This is a genomic window from Vibrio aphrogenes (genome assembly GCF_002157735.2).
GTDB lineage: Bacteria > Pseudomonadota > Gammaproteobacteria > Enterobacterales > Vibrionaceae > Vibrio > Vibrio aphrogenes.
Genome location: NZ_AP018690.1, coordinates 288,475 through 304,474 on the forward strand (window position 1 = coordinate 288,475; position 16,000 = coordinate 304,474).

The window sequence follows — 16,000 nt, forward strand, 5'->3', positions numbered from 1 at the left end:
GGGAGGAGTGCAACTAAAGCCAAGAAGTATAAACAAGCAGAGCAACCGAGATTATTAAAGGTATAGTAATTCCAACCGTATTCATTAGCTGATTATCTAATGAGTGTGATTGGTATAAAAGCTAGGTTGTGCTTGTGTTGCGTCAGTGTCATTGATGAGTAACTGACCTATTGAGTGTGGTTGATAATTGACAATTACGATAGTTTTTAATGAAAAATATTATGCAGTTAATGAGTTATCGTGGAAGGTTCATTAAATGGGCGATAATAACGCTCAAAATAAGTTTCTAGCGCTAAAATTTCAGAGGCGACAATCCTTTGATCTTTAACCGAAACAGTAAACATTTGGTTATAAGATTGAGCATGGACACAATACGCACTATCGCGTTCACTGCCTTGGTTTAAGGCTTGTTGACACGCAAGATTGAATAAGTATTGGTATTGTTTGAGTGGTTTTATAGCTTGATTTTGATGAGAGCCGTCACTAATTTGCCATAAGAGCGTTAATAAGAGAATTAAGGTGAAAACGGCAAAGAGGCGTCCTTCCGTCGGGCTGAGAAGTAATGTTGATTTGCGTTTCTTTTTTAAAAATACGGCCATGTGATCATCCTTAATCAGTAGGCAGGTTACCTTGTGTTATTTATGTCATCTTTTTTCAATATAAACTATGTCTTTAATGATTATTTATACCATGTCACAAAACTGAACGCTTGTATTAAGGTCACGCTTTGTCTATTCGAGGATACTCGCTCCCATGCATTGAGTGGTTGATGGGAGCGAAAAAGATTAATGTGCTTGTAATCCCATCAATTGAATTAAGTGTTCTGCGGTTTTGATAGCATGTTGACGATTATCTAAGCCCATTTTTTGGTAGAGATTGCGTATATGAGTTTTGATGGTGGTCGGGGCGACATCAAATTCAGCGGCAATCTGATCATTGCTTAACCCTGAATAAATTAAACCAAGTACTTGCCATTCTCGTTGGGTCAGCGGGCTGGTTCGAATCAACTCTGGAAGTTCAGGAAGTGATAAAAGCTTTGCCACAAAATCTTCATCAAAATGCACCGAACGGGCACGTTCTTTGTTGGACATCAATTGCAATAAATGTTGAGCGCGATGGCTTTCTAATTCGGCTAACTGTTTGTTCCGTAATAAGCTTTGCAATAATGGGGCTATGATTTCACTGTTGCACAGGAAGTTACCAATCATTCCGGTACTATTGGTTAAGATGAGAGCTTCTTTAAGGTGCAATAACGCTTGAGAGTGATCTTTTTTCTTAACCGCTAGGACGGCTTCTAGCACTAAATTACGGTTTCTGTCTGCGACTAAGTGTAACTGTTGGGTTTGCGCTTGAATGAAGTTAAGTACCTGTTCAGCTCGGTCAAGATCATCAACTTGCAGCGCTGCACGAGCAATATTTCGCCATTGTAACTGTTGGAAATGGTTTACCGCAGAGCGAGGCTCCTCACAATCGTGTAGCCATGTTTTAACCGCCTCATTATCGCCAGTGACTTGCCAATAAAGAAGGTTTGAGAAATCGGCATTAGCCCGCCAATCAATATGATAGTGATTATTGGCTTTGAGTTGGTTACAAGTGTCTAGATAACGGGCGGCTTTATCCAGTTCACCACGAGCGAGCGCAATACGCGATAACATCGAATAACAGTGTAACGAACGTGATGTTTTGAAAGGAGCAAGTACCTCTAACCCTTGATGAGCACATTGTTCCGCCTCATCTAAACGATGCCAACACCATAAAATTTGTGCTTTAATTCGCAACATAAACTCATGTAAAGGGACTTGCTGTAAGTGATTGTCTTTACTAAATTGTTCGGCTTTATTGACCAGTTCAAAAGCCGCTTGTCCATAGCCTCTAGCCAACTGAATCTCACTTTGTTGTAACATCGCCCATAACGCTTGATGATAAACGCCATCTTCGCGAGCCATCACTTCAGTTTGTTGCATGGTTTCTAAGGCTTTATCCAATTCACCGATCACATGATAGACCTCACCAATCACTGAGGTTGCCACAATGCGACTGCGAAAGCTCGATACTGGTAATTGTTGCAAGGCAAATTCGGCTGTTTCCAGTGCCAAGGCTGGGTTATTTTGGTTAATCGCAACTTGAGCAGAAAGCGCTTTAAACTCACCAATTTGGGCATCGGTGAGCTCAATATTATGTTGAGATAGCTTTTCTTCAGCTTCGATAATTAAATCTGAAACTTGGTTATAACGGTGTTGGCTTTGTGCTAACCATGCGCGTAATAAGCAAAGGCGAGGGGAAGTAAATAACACATCTGGATCCAGCGCATTGATGGTACTTTCGAGCTCTTGCAATTCACCATTATTAAACATATGCCAGCCGTGCTGTGAAAGAATCTCGCTGATCAGTTGCTGGTCATTACTTTTTCGAGCATGCATCAATGCGGTTTCTGGTCTTGGTTGTTTTAGCCAGGCTTTGGCAGCGTTATAGTGCAGCTTTGCCCTTTGTTCTGGTATTTGACTGTAACGACGATGGCGCAAGAAATCGGCAAACAGGTGATGAAAACGAAACCAGTTATCTTCCCCTTCCATTGGATGCAAAAACAAGCCAAAGCGATTTAATGAATCTAGCATAGCCAGAGCATCGTCTCGCCCCGTCAATTCTGCAATTAACTCAGCGTTAAACATATCGAGTACCGAGCATTGCAATAAAAAGGTTTGTAAATCTGGGGTGAGCTGATCAAACACTTCTTCGGCTAAATAATCCCAGATGTGATCTTGATTGAAATGAGAAATGGAACTGGCCGATTGCTCAAGCGCCCCAGGGAATTGTTGAGCATGAAGAGCGATAAGTTGTAAAGCAGAGGCCCAACCTTCTACTTGAGTGCGTAACGATTCTAAGATGCTACTGGCATATTGACGGTCAGCGATACGTTTATGGAAGAATCGTTCGGTTTCCTCTTGGTCAAACGCCAATAAATTGTTATCCACCTCAATCAATAAATCACGCACACGTAAATTGGCGGTATTCAGAGGAGGATGAGTGCGGCTAGTGATCACCAAGGTAATGTTATCAGGCATGTGTTTGAGGAAGAAGCGCAGGCCATCGTGGATTTCATCGTTGGTGATCAGGTGGTAATCGTCTAGCACCAAGTAGGTTTGAGTGTCATTGAAGCCAAACTCTCCAAATAACTCACTGAATAAACTGGTTAAATTAGCAAATTGCCGGCTCTCTGCTAATGCCTGAGTATTGGGGCAAGTGTTATTTGTGGCTTTATTGAATGCTTGTAAGAAGTAATTGGCAAAACGAAAAGAATCATTATCGTTTTCATCAATGTTAAACCAGCCTAAATTCGGATGATTATTTAGCCATTGTGCTGCCAGAGTGGTTTTGCCATAGCCTGCTGGAGAGCGAAATAAAACCAACTTGTAATAGGGGGCATGAGTAAGAGCGTCGAGTAAACGTGAGCGTAAAATGGCGTTGTGCAGACGAGCGGGGCGATTGAGTTTGGATGGTATCCACATGGCAGCGTAAGTCTCTGATTAATAAATTGTTAAATGTAAATTAACTCGAATAATTAGATGTTTTAGCCAAAATAAAAACGACTTTATTTTGTTATCAAGCTCATACTTTTAGATGTTTTTTTTAGAAATGACGAGCTGTTATTGGTTTTTAAAATACCACGCCTCTTGAAAACGTGTGTGATCTTACTCCGGTTTATATTGTAAATGCTGCTCTAGATCTCATTTTGTTGGGCTTTTTGACCGCCTACGCCCTTCCTCTACTCCTTATCCTGCGAAATAAAGGAGGATGTGATTATAGAAGGAGCGCGGCAGTATTGTGATCAACCGATATCATTGATTAAAAGCCTATCAGCAACGTGTTATGGAGTATGGAAGGTTATGGAACATGCAACGCGAGCAACAACAGATTTAAATAGCCATTCCTCGGTGTTAAAGCAAGTCGCAAGCCGTGAAGGTATCGTTGATCGTTATATCAGTGCGTGGGGCGAACCTGCGTACGTGAGTGAACATATTATTGAAGAATTATTACAAGCTTTAGGTTATGACACTGCTGTGTCCGATGCTGAGTTACTGGCTCAAGCGGAATTACGCCATAAAGTGGATGTATTGGCACCGGTTCAAGTGGTGCATGCTGGTAAAGAGGTATTAATTAAGCTGCATATTAGCCCTGCTGCGCGAATTAGCGAGTTCTCATGGCAACTTGACACTGAACAAGGCGAGCGTTTTGAAGGCTATCTTGAATCCCAAATTGTAGAAGATGAACGAGCACAAAAAGGGTTTTTGGTTTTCCGTCTTGCGAATGATTTACCGCTAGGCTATCACCAAGTGACTTTGTTCCGTAAGCGTCGCAATAAACCCTTTACCATGCGCTTAATCATTACCCCAACTTCCTGTTATAAGCAGCCCAAGTTGATGAATGAAGAGAGGTTATGGGGACCAAGTATTCAGTTGTATTCTGTCACTTCAAAGACGAACTGGGGCATTGGTGATTTCTCTGATTTAAAATATTTAGTGCATAAGATTGCCGAAGGTGGTGGTGATTTCGTCGGGCTTAACCCGATTCACTCTTTATTTCCGGCTAATCCAGAAGGGGCCAGTCCATACAGCCCTTCATCACGCTGCTGGCTAAACATCATGTATATCGATGTGGAAGCTGTGCCAGAATTTGCCCATTGTGAGACCGCACAAACCATAGTAAATGAGGCGGCATTTCAACAGCGTTTGGCTGACAATAGACAAAAACAATGGGTCGATTATACCGAAGTTTCGGCGCTTAAAATGGCGATATTGCCACACCTGTTTACGACTTTTATAGATCAAGAAATCAGTCATGATACCGATCGAGCTAAGCAATTTGCGCAATTTGTTGAACAAGGTGGTGAAAGCTTATTGCACCAAGCGGCATTTGATGCATTACACCAAGATTTAAAAGCGCAAGACCAATCCATGTGGGGTTGGCCTGTATTTGAGTCAGGATTACAACATTTTGACTCGCCAGAGGTTCAAAGTTACATCAAGAAAAATACGCAGAAAGTTCAATTGTTTATGTACTTACAATGGCTAGCGGATCAACAATTAACCCAAGTGCAAGCCTTAGCAGAACAAAAAGGTATGGCCTTAGGTTTGTACCGTGATTTAGCGGTTGGGGTGTGCGATTCCGGTGCGGAAACTTGGGCTGACCGAGGGGCACTATGTCAAGATGTCAGTATTGGTGCGCCACCGGATATTTTTGGTCCTTTAGGGCAAAACTGGGGGCTGCCGCCGCTCAATCCTTATGAATTGACCAAACGTGCCTATCAACCCTTTATCGATTTATTGCGTGCCAACATGCGTCATTGCGGCGCGTTACGTATTGACCACGTATTGGGCTTATTAAGATTATGGTGGATTCCGAAAGGGAAAACTGCCAAAGATGGGGCGTATATTTACTATCCCGTGGATGAGTTAATGTCGATTTTGGCATTAGAAAGTCACCGACATCAATGTGCTGTGATCGGAGAAGATTTAGGGACGGTTCCTGAAGAAATTGTTGAGAAACTGAACGATGCGGGCATTCATTCTTATAAGGTGTTCTTTTTTGAAACCGAACAAGATGGTCAATACATTGCACCGAAAAGTTATAAGAAGCAGTCGATGACCGCGCTCTGTACTCATGATATGCCAACATTGAGAGGGTTTTGGAACAGTGCCGATTTAACCTTAGGAAAAGAAATTGGTCTGTATCCCGATGAAGCGCAACTTGAGGTCTTAATGCAAGATCGAGAGTCACGAAGAAAACATATTATTGAAACATTAGCTCAGCATAATCAGTTGCCAGAACTCGAAAGGAATGAGGCAGGTGAGATCATGATTAACCAAGCGTTAAGTGAAGCGATGCAAATTCATATGGCAACCGGTTCTAGTGCGCTGTTGAGCTTACAATTGGAAGATTGGCTAGAAATGGACACGCCAGTTAATATTCCCGGCACAATGGATGAATATCCGAACTGGAGACGAAAATTGTTGTCTACTTTAGAAGAAATGTTTGCACGAGAAGATATCTTGCAGCTAGAAGCGAAGTTAACTGCGGCTCGTCGTCTTTAGCTTTGACGACTAGTACAAGAGCTTGACGCGTGATGCAGCCTTGTTTTCGCACTTGATTTTGAAATGGTTTCTTTAAAATCAATCTGTTATCAAGGCTCTAAAGAGTTATCAAGATTCCAAAAGTGTTATAAAAATTCATTGTTAGGTCGCATCATCTGATGCACTTAATACATCGACTAGGACATAGCGTTGTATTAATCCTTTACCTATCCGAGCAACTTCCCGGCCAGGAAGTGCTCGGTTTTTTTTATCTAAAATAGGCTAAATGGACGTGTGAATAGCCTTATCCCTATCGAGTTATCCCTAAGCCATGATGCCATGATGCTCTATCTCGCCATTCTATTGTTGCTGCTCGTGATATTTTTTCGGTTATTTTCTGTTGAGCGATAATTCGTCGTTGAGTGACGACCTTCTTGGATGATTTTTTGTACAAAATTAAATCACCAATAGAAGGGCATTTACTCAGAAAGGTTAAATATAACTCACTTACAAAGAGAGAATAAATAGATTAAAGCAATCAATGAATTTGTTAACACATCAATCTAGGTGGTGAAATAAATAAATTGTATGACAATATAGATTTTTTATAAAAATGACTTTAGTCAAATTTGTATTATTTAATTATCAATTTATTTCGCTTGGTATTCATTTAAGTACATAAAAATGAGAGCTTTGTCATATTTATTTTGTTTAAAAAAGATATATTACCGGAAAAATTAATCATACGAATAAGCGCCGAATATTGCTCTTTGGTAACACTTTCTAAAACTTTTGATAACAACAGAGCTTAAATTAAGAAGGCAACTATGAATTATGATTACCTTGTGATTGTTGGATATTTCATCCTGATGATCCTCATCAGTGTGATATTTAAAAAAATGGCGAGTAACAGCACCAGCGATTATTTTCGTGGTGGTGGTAAAATGTTGTGGTGGATGGTTGGGGCTACCGCGTTTATGACCCAATTCTCGGCTTGGACATTTACCGGTGCAGCTGGTAAAGCTTTTACTGACGGCTTTGCTGTTATTGGTTTATTTATTGCTAATACACTGGCGTATTTTGTGAGTTATTTATATTTTGCAAAACGCTTTCGCCAAATGCGAGTGGATACACCAACAGAAGCCATTCGTCGTCGTTTTGACCCTACCAACGAACAATTCTTTACTTGGGTAATTATTCCGTTAAGTATTATCAGTGGTGGTGTGTGGCTAAATGGTCTTAGTGTGTTTGCCTCGGCCGTGTTTAATGCCGATATCGTGTTGACCATTTGGGTGACAGGCTTAGCCGTATTGATCATTTCATTACTAAGTGGTGCTTGGGGGGTAGTGGCTTCCGATTTTATCCAAGCATTAGTTATTGCTGTGATTTCGATTGCATGTGCGGTAGTGGCGATTTTTATGGTCGGTGGACCAACTGAGATCATCACCAAATTCCCGTCTGATTTCTTTATTGGGCCGGATATGAACTACCCATTATTGATCGTATGTTCATTCTTATTCTTTGTGGTGAAACAGTTCCAAAGCATTAATAACATGCAAGATTCTTATCGTTTTTTAAATGCGAAAGACTCTAAAAATGCCAGTAAAGCGGCGTTATTTGCAGGTTTGATGATGTTAATTGGTGCCGTTATTTGGTTTATTCCACCATGGGCGTCCGCAATATTATACCCAGATGCTGCATCGCAATATCCTAACTTAGGAAATAAAGCGCGTGATGCCGTGTATCTTGTATTTGCTCGTGAAGCGATGCCACTAGGAACGGTAGGCTTGCTTATGGCGGGGTTATTTGCGGCCACGATGTCTTCGATGGATTCAGCATTAAATCGTAACTCAGGTATTTTTGTTCGTAGTTTTTACGCCAATATTGTTCGTAAAGGTAATGCGAGCGACCGTGAACAATTACGTGCAGGCCAAGTTGCTTGTGTCATCAATGGCTTATTAGTGATTTTAGTGGCGCAATTCTTTACTTCACTCAAAGAAATCAGCTTATTTGATTTAATGATGCAAGTGACGACGCTATTACAAAGTCCTATTTTAGTTCCTTTATGTTTTGGTATTTTTATTCGTAAAACACCAAAATGGGCTCCATGGGCTACGGTTGTATTTGGTGCATTTATTTCTTATTTGACCATTGAATTATTTACCCCTCAATGGGTAGCAAGTTGGTTTGGTATTGACAATTTAACGGGTCGTGAAGTGTCTGAATTGAGAACCACCATCACGATTGCTGCGCACTTGATCTTTACCGCAGGTTTCTTCTGGATGACAACGTTATTTTATAAAGAAGAGAAAAATCCATGCAAAGAAATACAAGAAGAGTTCTTTAAAGAGTTCGAAATTGAATGTATTTCAGAAGAAGGACAAGATGTTGTTGATAAAATGCAGCGTCAAAAATTAGGTAATTTAGTGGTCATAATGGGCATTGGTTTATTTGGTATGGTGCTTATTCCTAACCCACTATGGGGACGAGGTTTATTCTTTGCTTGTGCTGCTTCGATATTATTAATGGGCTATTTATTGAAAAAAAGTGCTGAAACAAAATAAACATTTAAAAAATACAACGCCATAAGTCATGTTATACCAATCACATTAATTAAATACTCAGATAATGAGTCCGATTGGTATGATAAATAAGGCAGATAGAAAAACGCTTGAAGCGGTCAATTCAGTCCGTTTCAAGCGTTTTATTTCAATAAAAGGTATGCTGATCTTTTCTATAAAAGAGTTAAGCCGACACTTTTTTACCTAAATGTAACCAGGTTTCGAGAACGGTATCAGGATTGAGTGATACTGAATCAATACCTTGTTCCATTAGCCATTGGGCGAGGTCATCATGATCGGATGGCCCTTGACCACAAATCCCGACGTATTTCCCAGCCTTATTGGCCGCTTTTATCGCCATCGCGAGCATAGCTTTGACGGCAGCGTTACGTTCATCAAACATATGAGCAATTTCACCAGAATCGCGATCCAAGCCCAGTGTTAATTGGGTCATGTCATTTGAACCAATGGAGAAGCCATCAAAGTACTTCAAGAAATCTTCGGCTAAAATGGCATTGGATGGTAATTCACACATCATGATGACTTTTAGGCCATGTTCACTGCGGCGCAAATCGAACTTGGCAAGGAGGTCGATCACTGAAGCTGCTTCATTGGTGGTTCGCACAAATGGGATCATAATTTCGACGTTTCTTAAGCCCATTTTATTGCGTACCCGTTTAATGGCTTCACATTCTAATTCGAAACAATCTTGGAATTTGGGCGAAATATAACGAGAGGCACCACGGAAACCTAACATCGGGTTTTCTTCGGTTGGTTCGAAATGAAGACCGCCCAGCAAGTTACGATATTCATTGGATTTAAAATCTGACATGCGCACAATCACACGTTTGGGCCAAAATGCAGCAGCTAAGGTAGAAATACCTTCGGTCAGTTTTTCAATATAAAATTCAACTGGGCTAGGATAACCAACAATGCGTTTATCAATTTCAGCTTGAAGTTCAGCAGGCTGCTCATCATAGTTGAGTAAGGCTTTGGGGTGAATGCCAATCATTTTGTTGATGATAAACTCTAAACGTGCAAGCCCCACTCCTTCGTTGGGAATACAGGCAAAATCAAAGGCGCGATCAGGGTTGCCAACATTCATCATTACTTTCAAAGGTAAGTCTGGCAGGTCGTTGACCGAAGAACGTTTAATTTCAAAATCCAGTTCGCCTTCAAAAACGTAGCCAGTTTCACCTTGCGCACAAGATACTGTCACTTTTTGGCCGTCTTTAAGTTGGCGGGTGGCATCACCACATCCAACAACCGCAGGGATCCCCAGTTCACGAGCAATAATGGCTGCATGACAAGTACGGCCACCACGATTAGTGACGATGGCTGCGGCCTTTTTCATCACCGGTTCCCAATCAGGGTCAGTCATGTCGGCGACTAGTACATCACCAGCTTGTACTTGATCCATTTCATCTAGGCTTTTCACTACACGCACGACGCCTGAGCCAATTCGTTGACCAATCGCACGACCTTCAATCAGGCTTGGGCTTTGTCCATTTAATTGGAAGCGTTCCATAACCTGTTGATCATCACGAGAGCGTACCGTCTCTGGGCGAGCTTGGACAATCAGTAGTTCGCCTGTTAAACCATCTTTGGCCCATTCAATATCCATAGGGCGACCATAGTGCTGTTCAATGATTAAGGCTTGTTTGGCGAGTTCTTGGATTTCATCATCCGTTAGAGAGTATTGGCTGCGTTCTTGTGGTGTGGTATCAATAATTTCGACTTGGGTGCCGATTTCTTTACCATCGGCGTAAATCATTTTAATTTGTTTTGAACCAAAGGTGCGACGCACAACGGCAGGGTGACCGGCTTGTAGCGTCGGTTTATGAACGTAGAATTCATCGGGGTTAACCGCACCTTGAACGACCATTTCACCGAGTCCCCAAGAAGAGGTGATGAAGACAACTTGATCAAACCCTGATTCGGTATCCAGTGTAAACATCACGCCAGAAGCGGCTTTATCTGAGCGAACCATGCGCTGGATCCCAGCTGATAAGGCCACGCCTTTATGGTCAAAGCCTTGGTGAACACGATAAGAAATGGCTCGGTCATTAAAGAGAGAAGCAAAGACATGCTTAGTGGCTTCTAATACGGCGTCAATACCTCGCACGTTTAAGAAGGTTTCTTGTTGGCCAGCAAAGGACGCATCGGGCAAGTCTTCAGCGGTGGCTGAGGAGCGCACTGCAACCGAAAGTTGCTCGTCGCCTTGACCGAGTTGTTGATAGTAATCGCGAATGCCTTGTTCTAAGTCATTAGGGAAAGGGGCGTCAAATACCCATTGTCGGATGGTTTCACCGGCTTTTTTCAGTGCATTGACGTCATCAACATCAAGCTGATCAAGTAAGTCATAAATGCGCTGGTTAAGCTGATTGTGTTCTAAAAATTGATTAAAAGCATACGCTGTTGTGGCGTAACCATTTGGGACTTTCACCCCAGCGTTAGACAGATTGGCCACCATCTCACCAAGAGAGGCGTTTTTACCCCCGACTTTATCAACATCATTCATCGATAAAGCATCATACCAAATCACATTTTGAACCACGGCTTGTCTCCTAGACCTATTGTATTGGATTAAAAGCGTTTGTACTTATTGTGCCTAACCTTAGGTATTTGAAGTAGCAGTTTGTTGGCGGTAATGATTCGTCTCATTGCGACTTTAATGACTTGAGGTATCACAAGAATTGTAGCCTGATGTCTCATTATTGATGTTATTTTTAGAGTGAAGCTCATGACTACTGCACAATAGATACGGTTGCTATTACCTTATTAGAAGTTCTTGTGAAATTATAGTTGTAAAAATTTACAAAAATAATTTGAGCGACATTAGAAACCGTAAATGACTTTAAGGATCAGTTTGTTATGGAATCGGGAAGTGAATATCGTGATGTTTTTTATGTGTCAGATGGGACAGCGATCACATCGGAAACTCTGGGTCATGTGGTACTTGGTCAGTTTCCATTACAGATCTCACAAACAACTTTACCTTTTGTCGAGAGTGAGGCTCGGGCAGAGCACGTCAAAAACTTGATTGACCAAAAATATCAACAAAGCGGACAACGTCCTTTAGTGTTTTTTTCTATTGTCCTGCCAGAAGTTAAAGCCATTATTGAACAATCAGAAGGGCTGCTATATGACGTATTGAATGCGTTAGTCGAGCCGTTAAAACGTGACTTAGGCTTAGAACCTAGCCCGCAATTACATCGCTCACACAGTATTGAAAAAGATTTGGCCAGCTATCAAAACCGAATTGCAGCGGTGGAGTACACCTTGGCACATGACGATGGAGTCTCGCTCTCTAATTTAGAACAAGCCGATATTATTTTATTAGGCGTATCGCGCTGTGGTAAGACCCCGACCAGTTTATATTTGGCGATGCAATTTGGTATTCGAGCGGTCAATTACCCATTTATAGAAGATGATATGACGAAATTAACCTTACCCAAAGAAATTGAGCCATATCGCTTTAAGACCTTTGGTTTAACGATTGATAGCGAGCGGCTTATGGCGATTCGACATGAGCGATATGCCGATAGTGAATACGCCAGCCAGCAACAGTGCGAAAAAGAGCTCAATCGTGTGGAATCGTTATTTCGCCGAGAAGCCATTCCATATTTAAATACCACCACATTATCGGTTGAAGAAATATCGACGCGCTTGCTTGAACTTAGTGGCCTGAAGCGCAGTATGTGGTAATCAAAGGCTTGAGTGATAACCAGTATATAATGAGGCTTCAGTATGGCCTATTTTCGATGCTGAAATCGTTTATAATCGCCTCCTATTTTTCATCCGGTCTTCCGTTGCTATGATGCGTTGTTATGATTGATTTATTGTTGCAGTTAAAGCCTGATTCCGTTACTACGGTTCAATTCTTCTCATTAATTGGCCTTAGCGGTATGACTTCAATGCTTAATGTGATCATTGGCGTAGGGGGAGGGGCGACGCTCATTGCTTTTATGATCACCATGATGCCGGCCGCTGCGGTGATCCCCGTTCATGCGATTGTGCAACTTGGTTCAAATGCGGGAAGAGCCGTATTAATGCGCCGCTATATACAAAAGCAATTCTTAGGTTGGTTTTTTGTCGGTAGTGTTGTTGGGGCTGTGATTGGCGGTAACCTGGCGTTGAATTTACCTACCCGATATTTAGAACTGATCCTTGCCGTCTTCATTTTGATCAGCAGTTGGGTTCCTATCAATCTTAGTTTTCGTGGGCGTAATGGTTTAATCGGAGTTGGGCTGTTTACCGCATTTCTTACTATGTTTGTGGGCGCGACCGGACCATTTTTGATTGCTACGGTAAAGAATATTCTGCCTGATCGGCGAGAGCTTGGCGCAACGATGGCCTGTTTTATGTCGATTCAACATGTGATTAAAGCCGTCGTGTTTGGGCTGTTGGGGTTTGCTTATCAAGAATGGTTAGGTGTGATTGGGCTTATGATTGTGGTCGGGTTTGTTGGCACTTACCTAGGCAAAAAAGTCCTCGATCGAGTGTCGAATAAGCACTTCCATGTTGTGCTTAAACTGGCATTATCGCTGATAGCATTTAATTTAATTTGGAGCTTTTTTAACGCTTAATAGATACAAATTCACAAGCCTATAGATGTTAACAAGCTTATAGATGTTAACAAGCCGCCGATTTATTGTGTGGTACTGGGAAAATTTTATCGTAGGCTAAGTTATAAACAAACGCATAAACCAGATAGAAAACCACCATTCCTAAATCAAGAATAAAAGCGTCTATCATGGTGATGTTTAGCCACCAAGCCATAATCGGTATAGTGATAAATAGCAAACCAAACTCAAATAAGATGGCATGCAGAACGCGCACTTTGGCACTTTTATGTAAGTGACCGGTGCGTTTTACCATCACTTTATCAAACAGGATGTTGTAAAAATAATTCCACACGGTTGCGATAATGGAAAACAGCACCGCCAGCACACCAATTTTGCCGGTATCCATATCCAATAGTTTGCTCACACCAAAGATTAAGATGATTAATCCTAATAATTCAAAGCCTACTGTGTGTCTGATTCTGTCTAATTTAGTGCGCATTACTTTCTCTGACCTTTTTCATTGTGACGTTTATTGTCTGATATGAGACATATCCCGCTATTATTAATGTTTATTTGGATATATGGTAGTTATTAACTATCTATATTTTAGATGGAAAGATGAATTTTAAATAGGATGGTGGGTTTTAAATAGAAGGGTGGATTTTATAGGCTAAGTAAGGTCTTGGATAAAAGAACACACAAGATAAACAGCAACTAAGAAAGAAGATAAAAACCAGATCAGAGAGAACACGTTAGAGAGAACAAGCTAGAGAGCGAACCAACAGCCTGAGTCAATAAAAAGGAATAACCGTGCGATTTTCAATTGAACAATTACAAGCTTTTGTGGCTTCGGCCGAACAAGGATCGTTTTCTGCCGCTGCGCGTCATTTAGGCAAAGCACAATCGGTGGTGAGTACTGCAGTTGCGAATTTAGAAGCGGATCTTAACCTCATGCTATTTAATCGCACGAGTCGCTCTCCTAAGTTAACTGTGCATGGAGAAGTGTTGCTGGTCAAAGCGAGAAGAATATTGAATGAATGCGGTATTTTTCTAGCCGCGGCAGACGGTTATCAAACGGGGTTAGAAGAAAAAATAACCTTGGTGGTTGAATCGATGGCAATGACTTACTCAGTGGCACAAGCCCTCGCCAATTTTGAAAAAGAGTATCCTTTCGTAGAAGTGGAGATTTTACATGTCCATGAAGGTGAAGTGTTGGAATTTATCCGACAAGGGCGAGCACAATTAGCCATTATGCAACAGTTAGAGTTTCTCTATCCTGGTGAAATCGAAGTGCATGGCTTAGGGTTGCTGGAGTTTTGGTGTGTGACAGGCATGGAGCATGTGTTAGCGCAAGAAACCAAAATCACCTGGCAAATGTTAGAGCGACAACGTCAGTTTTTAGTATCAGGCCGATATGGTAAAGACACCGCACGTTGGCGAGTATCTGATTTGGTTTGGAGAACGGAAAGCGCTTATTCCACTATTCCTCTTTTACAACGTGGCTTGGGGTGGGCATCGTTACCAGCAGATATGGTGCGTGATTTAGTACATTCGAAACAGCTCAAGCGCTTGGATCTCGGGTTTGAATCTCAAGCTTGGCAACAAGGTATTGATCTTATTTGGTCTACACAGCATCCGTTAGGGCAAGCCAGCCGAACATTATTAGAAAAAATAAAACAAGTTCACTTGAAAGAAGAAGGCTAATTCTAGTCAATGTTACTCATAATGCCTATTCATTAAAATATTTAAAAATCAGTTGGTTACTTTATTTTTTAACGGTTGGGTTGATGAGTTTACATTGTAAATTGATGGTTTTTCTTGCTGAAAATAGGCTCGAATAGCATCGTTAATTTGACGAGTCTCTCAACCAATCATGAATGAAGTGATGCGCTGAATCATTTTCTACTATGAAGGCAATAGATTCACCCGCTCTATGGATTAATCAAATGGGGGAGCCAGTCTTAAGTTTAATAACAATTTCGTGATAAATATTTTAAAAATAGAGGTTTTTCCCTACATTTTCTTATCTTTTGGTTAATAATGATTTGGTGTTGAACAAAATACTTGATAGGGTTTGCTGAACTTTTCGTTTATTTGGTTGTGCTAGGGCATTTTATTTTTTTAAAGGCTATCTTGTTATGAAATCTTCTAATAAGCAATTTGCAATAATTGGCTTAGGTCGTTTTGGTCGTTCAGTTTGTGAAGAGTTATGCGATGCGGGAGCAGAAGTGCTTGCTGTTGATATTAATGAAGAAAGGGTACGAGCGGTTTCTAATATAGCCATTAATGCGGTTGTGGCTAATTGCACTAATGAAGAAACAGCGAAAGAATTGAAACTTGAAGAATACGATATGGTGATGGTCGCTATTGGTTCGGATGTCAATGCCAGTATTTTGACGACTCTTGTGATTAAAGAACTTGGAGCAAAAAACGTCTGGGTAAAGGCGAATGATAAATTTCATGCCAAGATTCTACAAAAAATCGGTGCGGACCATGTGATTTTACCTGAACGCGATATGGGCGTTCGAGTGGCTCGTAAAATGTTAGATAGACGCGTGTTTGACTTTCACGATATTGGTAGTGGGTTAGCGATCAGCGAAATTGTTATTGCGCTGAAAAATATGGGGAAAAAGTTGGGCGATTTGTCTTTATGTAAAGACCCCGATATGAAAGTGCTTGCGATTAAGCGAGGCTCTGAAATTTTGGATTCACCCGATTATGACACCGCATTAGAGATGGGCGATATTCTCTTTATCATTGGTCCACAAGATGCGATGGCCCATAGAATGAAATCAATGTAATG

Annotated in this window: 10 protein-coding genes; 6 read left to right on the forward strand and 4 right to left on the reverse strand. The window is 41.2% G+C overall.

Features of this window, described 5'->3' with window-relative positions; genetic code table 11:
* Window positions 1-227: 227 nt before the first annotated feature.
* Together VCA1004_RS12555 and malT are read right to left on the reverse strand one after the other, a co-directional pair.
* Window positions 228-599, reverse strand: a complete 372-nt coding sequence (locus VCA1004_RS12555) for a hypothetical protein (RefSeq protein WP_086980790.1) — start codon at window positions 597-599, stop codon at window positions 228-230.
* 186 nt (window positions 600-785) lie between these two features.
* Window positions 786-3,506, reverse strand: a complete 2,721-nt coding sequence (gene malT, locus VCA1004_RS12560) for an HTH-type transcriptional regulator MalT (protein WP_086980791.1) — start codon at window positions 3,504-3,506, stop codon at window positions 786-788.
* 378 nt (window positions 3,507-3,884) lie between these two features.
* On the opposite strand from malT, the gene malQ reads away from it, so the two are divergent.
* Both malQ and VCA1004_RS12570 read left to right on the forward strand, forming a co-directional pair.
* On the forward strand, window positions 3,885-6,089 hold the full coding sequence (gene malQ, locus VCA1004_RS12565) for a 4-alpha-glucanotransferase (RefSeq protein WP_086980792.1): 2,205 nt from the start codon (window positions 3,885-3,887) through the stop codon (window positions 6,087-6,089).
* A gap of 806 nt (window positions 6,090-6,895) precedes the next feature.
* Window positions 6,896-8,632 (forward strand): sodium:solute symporter family protein, encoded by a 1,737-nt coding sequence (locus VCA1004_RS12570; protein ID WP_086980793.1) that lies wholly within the window; start codon window positions 6,896-6,898, stop codon window positions 8,630-8,632.
* A 181-nt stretch (window positions 8,633-8,813) separates the two neighbouring features.
* Here VCA1004_RS12570 and ppsA read toward each other — a convergent pair whose 3' ends face one another.
* Entirely contained in the window at window positions 8,814-11,186 is a 2,373-nt protein-coding gene (gene ppsA, locus VCA1004_RS12575; RefSeq protein WP_086980794.1) for a phosphoenolpyruvate synthase, read from the reverse strand.
* 317 nt (window positions 11,187-11,503) lie between these two features.
* On the opposite strand from ppsA, the gene ppsR reads away from it, so the two are divergent.
* Both ppsR and VCA1004_RS12585 read left to right on the forward strand, forming a co-directional pair.
* Window positions 11,504-12,337, forward strand: coding sequence for a posphoenolpyruvate synthetase regulatory kinase/phosphorylase PpsR (gene ppsR, locus VCA1004_RS12580; RefSeq protein ID WP_086980795.1), 834 nt, complete (start codon window positions 11,504-11,506; stop codon window positions 12,335-12,337).
* A 122-nt stretch (window positions 12,338-12,459) separates the two neighbouring features.
* Window positions 12,460-13,218 (forward strand): sulfite exporter TauE/SafE family protein, encoded by a 759-nt coding sequence (locus VCA1004_RS12585; RefSeq protein WP_086980796.1) that lies wholly within the window; start codon window positions 12,460-12,462, stop codon window positions 13,216-13,218.
* 46 nt (window positions 13,219-13,264) lie between these two features.
* Here the strand turns inward: VCA1004_RS12585 and VCA1004_RS12590 are convergent, their stop codons facing one another.
* Entirely contained in the window at window positions 13,265-13,696 is a 432-nt protein-coding gene (locus VCA1004_RS12590; protein WP_086980797.1) for a PACE efflux transporter, read from the reverse strand.
* Between the two features lie 311 nt (window positions 13,697-14,007).
* Here VCA1004_RS12590 and VCA1004_RS12595 point away from each other — a divergent pair, with 311 nt between their 5' ends.
* Window positions 14,008-14,901, forward strand: coding sequence for a LysR family transcriptional regulator (locus VCA1004_RS12595; RefSeq protein WP_086980798.1), 894 nt, complete (start codon window positions 14,008-14,010; stop codon window positions 14,899-14,901).
* Between the two features lie 434 nt (window positions 14,902-15,335).
* Window positions 15,336-15,998 carry a potassium channel family protein gene (locus VCA1004_RS12600; RefSeq protein WP_086980799.1) on the forward strand — a complete coding sequence of 221 codons (663 nt, stop codon included), beginning with the start codon at window positions 15,336-15,338 and terminating at the stop codon, window positions 15,996-15,998.
* Window positions 15,999-16,000: the final 2 nt, after the last annotated feature.